Here is a 3301-nt window from a genome sequence, read left to right as displayed (position 1 = left end):
AGTCGTTCATGAGAACCATAACGCCTTTATTTTTTGCATCATCAGAAGCGGCCAATGCAACAGCACTATAAAGGTTAAGTGGACCATCTGCTGAAAGAGCAGTTGATGGGCGCATTGAGCCAACAAGTACGATTGGTTTATCAGTATGAACAACAAGATTTAAGAAAAATGCTGTTTCTTCTAAAGTATCTGTACCGTGTGTAATCACAACGCCATTTACAGTTGGCTTTTTAACAAGTTCATTTACTTGACGAGCAATTTGTAATAATTCCTTGTCAGTAATACTTTCCGAAGCTACTTGTAAAGCTTGAATACCAGATACATTTGCCAAATCTTGGATTTGAGGAACTGCATTGATTAAAGCATCAACTGGAACTTTCGCCGCCGTATAAGTTGCACTATTTGCTGAGCTTGCGCCAGCACCAGCAATGGTACCGCCAGTAGCGACAACAACAACATTGTTTTTTGCGTAAAGTGGGAGAGAGCAGGCTAATAAGCCCATCGCTAAACCGAAAGATTTAACAGTTTTAGTCAACATCGAAAATATCCTTATGAAGTGACGAAGTATAAAGTTTGCCGAATACGCCTGCTTTTCCTAAGCAAAATACATACCATATAAAACATATCCGTAACTTGTTTGAATAAAAGCATCCTTGAATATCATTTTGTTTCGACAACAATCATTTAATCATTGCTTTTATTCAGCGCTAATAAATATCATGAAAAAAATAAAAAATCTATTAAGTTTTTCTAATTTATCTGAATTTATTTACTTTTTAATATAATTCACGCAAATGATTTTTTAATCTTTATAAAATTAAAAAATAATAGGTTGGGTTGGGCCTTTATTTAACATTTGGTGGATTTATTAAATTGATTTTTAAAACTATATTTATTAAGAATATAAAATAAAATTTTTCATGTTCGAATTAAATAATAATCTTAGGTGTTTAATATAATGAATCAATCATAAATTGAATTAAAAAATAATCGGTTAGTGCATGTTTCTAAGTATATAAATTTTTGAACGATTGTTTTTTATTCTGTTTTTAAGGTTTACTTTTAAGAAATTTAATAGGAATTAAAATCCATAATTTGGCCTATTATTTAATATAGAAATACTGATAACTTTTATTGTTTAGTTCGAAAGAAAAAAAGAGCAATTTTATAAGGTCGTATAAAATTGCTCTTAAGTTGGGAGAGTGGGAGAAAAAGGAAACTTAAGCGATTGTTTGTTCTTGAGTTGATTTAATTAATACAGGCTCTGGTAATTCTTCAGTATCAGCTAATTTATCGCCTTCAAGTTTGGCAACAACTGCAGTCGCAATACTATTACCTACTACGTTTGTTGCAGTACGGCCCATATCAAGGAACTGATCAATACCAAGTAATAATAGAATACCGGCTTCAGGCAAATGGAACATTGTGAGTGTTGCCGAGATAACCACAATAGAAGCTCTTGAAACACCCGCAATACCTTTACTTGTCACCATAAGCGTTAACAAAATCAAGATTTGTTGGGTGAAGCTCAGATCAATATTGTAAGCTTGAGCGATAAAGAGTACTGCAAAGGTGGTGTACATCATCGAACCATCAAGGTTAAATGAATAACCTAAAGGTAAAACGAAGCTAGTTACTTTTTTAGGCACGCCGAACTTATTTAAAGCATCCATAACTTTAGGATAGGCTGATTCACTTGAAGCTGTAGCAAAAGCAAGTGTTACAGGTTCACGAATCAATTTACCTAAACGGAAGATATCTTTTTTAAGTACGATTGCGCCAACAGAGAACAAAATGACCCAAAGTAATAGCAGACCGAAGTAGAATTCTGCGATTAAAATGCCATAATCAACAATTAAGCCTAAGCCTTGTACTGTAATTGCTGAAGCGATTGCAGCAAATACTGCAAAAGGTGCGAACATCATTACGTAGTCAGTAATGCGGAACATGATTTTACTGAGCTCATCAGTTAAGCGAATGATAACTGAGTCTTTTTCTTTGCCCTGATTTACAAAAGCAAGAGCTGAACCAAAGAAAATAGAGAAAACAAGGACTTGTAAAATATCATTGTTCGCCATTGCTTCTGCAATGCTGCGTGGGAACACGTGACTCAAGAATGATTGCAAGGTAAAACCAGTAGTTGTTGGTAGAGAAGAACTACTAAGTTGTTGAGCTGTTGGTAATGCTAGGTCTAGCGCCGCGCCAGGTTGGAAAAAGTTTGCTAAACCCATACCGATGGCAAGTGAGACAAACGAAGCGGTAATAAACCAAGTCATTGACTTGAGTGTAATGCTACCAATTGAAGTTGATTTGCCCATTGAAACAATGCCGCACACAATTGTAGCAAATACCAATGGGGCAATAATCATTTTGATGAGACGTAAAAAGATATCTGTGACGATGTTGAAATAAGAAGCGATTTGCTTCAGTTGCTCGCCTTCATTAAAGAAGTGATGACAGATCCAACCCGTCAATACTCCTAGTAAAATAGCAACCACAATATACTTGAGCAATTTCTTTTGCTTCATAGGAACCTCTATCCTTTGGGTTCAATCATCTTTTAGATGGGATAACGATGATTGAAAGCTTTCCTTGTAGTTCAGTTCGGTCCTGTAACTGATTTCATCTTCCTAAATTTGCATCAGTATTAACCGAATCGAATATGGTGATGTTGTTATGGGAAGGGATTGTTGCTCGATTTTGAAGCAGTGTGAAATGCAAAAAAATATCAACTTATGCATTTTTTGCATAATAACGAAAGGAGGAATAGGGGATAAATATAGTAATTTAAACGTTTGGTAAAAAAATATGGATGAGATTTTTTGAGAAAATAAGTCTTATATATTATTTTTAAAAGTTTATATTATTCAGTATATTAATTTGGTTTATTGATCTGATTAAAATAGGTGATATTAGTTATTAAATAATTATTTAAATGATGTAAAAATAAAAAAAGGCACCTAATTTAAGATACCTTTTTTATTATGCATTTTTTAACGGCGATTGGCCAAGAAACGACCTAAACGACCAATTGCTTCACGTAATTCGTTTTCTGCCGGTAAGAAAACAACACGGAAATGGTCTGGTGTTGGCCAGTTAAAACCTGTTCCTTGAACTAATAGTACTTTTTCAGCACGAAGTAAATCTAACATTAACTTTTCATCATCTTCGATTGGGTAAATGTTAGGGTCAAGACGCGGGAAACAATACATTGCGCCTTCTGGTTTAACACAGCTTACCCCAGGAATTTCATTTAACATTTCCCATGCGATATTACGCTGTTCATATAAACGTCCACCTG

Annotated in this window: 3 protein-coding genes; all 3 read right to left on the bottom strand. The window is 34.4% G+C overall.

Annotation, left to right across the window (positions count from 1 at the left end):
- A partial coding sequence (locus C1642_RS19240) for an asparaginase domain-containing protein (RefSeq protein ID WP_228153855.1) occupies nucleotides 1–538 on the bottom strand: 538 nt, incomplete at its 3' end.
- A 682-nt stretch (nucleotides 539–1220) separates the two neighbouring features.
- Nucleotides 1221–2528, bottom strand: a complete 1308-nt coding sequence (locus C1642_RS12195; protein ID WP_000810597.1) for a dicarboxylate/amino acid:cation symporter — start codon at nucleotides 2526–2528, stop codon at nucleotides 1221–1223.
- 465 nt (nucleotides 2529–2993) lie between these two features.
- Nucleotides 2994–3301 (bottom strand): aminotransferase class I/II-fold pyridoxal phosphate-dependent enzyme (locus tag C1642_RS12190; RefSeq protein ID WP_146035326.1); only part of this gene is annotated, 308 nt, incomplete at its 5' end.

The organism is Acinetobacter sp. AKBS16, assembly GCF_002899995.1.
GTDB lineage: Bacteria > Pseudomonadota > Gammaproteobacteria > Pseudomonadales > Moraxellaceae > Acinetobacter > Acinetobacter baumannii.
This window is presented reverse-complemented; position numbering and strand designations above follow the sequence as displayed.